The sequence below is a fragment of the Vibrio sp. 1249-1 genome (genome assembly GCF_033340495.1).
Window position 1 is genome coordinate 1 of record NZ_JAWOWJ010000708.1, and the last position, 634, is coordinate 634.

Sequence of the window (634 nt, forward strand, 5' to 3'; positions counted from 1 at the left end):
ATTAATGAGCACATTCAAAACGTTAGCGTGTGCCACCATGCTAAGCGACATGGACAGCGGCAAACTCAACAAAAATGCCACAGCGAAAATCGATGAACGCAATATTGTGGTTTGGTCTCCGGTGATGGATAAACTGGCTGGACAAAGCACACGCATCGAACACGCTTGTGAAGCCGCCATGTTGATGAGCGACAACACCGCTGCGAACTTAGTGCTAAATGAAATTGGTGGTCCTAAAGCGGTCACGCTGTTTTTGCGATCTATTGGCGACAAAGCAACGCGACTTGACCGATTGGAACCCCGTTTGAATGAAGCAAAACCGGGCGACAAGCGAGACACTACAACGCCTAACGCCATGGTAAACACCCTACACACCTTGATGGAAGATAACGCCCTATCTTACGAGTCACGCACACAGCTGAAAATCTGGATGCAAGACAACAAAGTATCGGATTCTCTCATGCGCTCTGTTCTACCAAAAGGCTGGTCGATTGCAGACCGCTCTGGCGCAGGTAACTACGGTTCACGCGGCATTAGCGCGATGATTTGGAAAGACAACTACAAGCCGGTTTACATCAGTATTTACGTCACAGACACCGACCTTTCGCTTCAAGCTCGCGATCAACTGATCGCG

At 49.2% G+C, this 634-nt stretch carries 1 protein-coding gene; it reads left to right on the forward strand.

Annotated features, from left to right (window positions below; genetic code table 11):
* On the forward strand, positions 1-634 hold a 634-nt coding region (gene bla / locus R7Z50_RS28475), incomplete at both ends, for a class A beta-lactamase (RefSeq protein WP_318149877.1).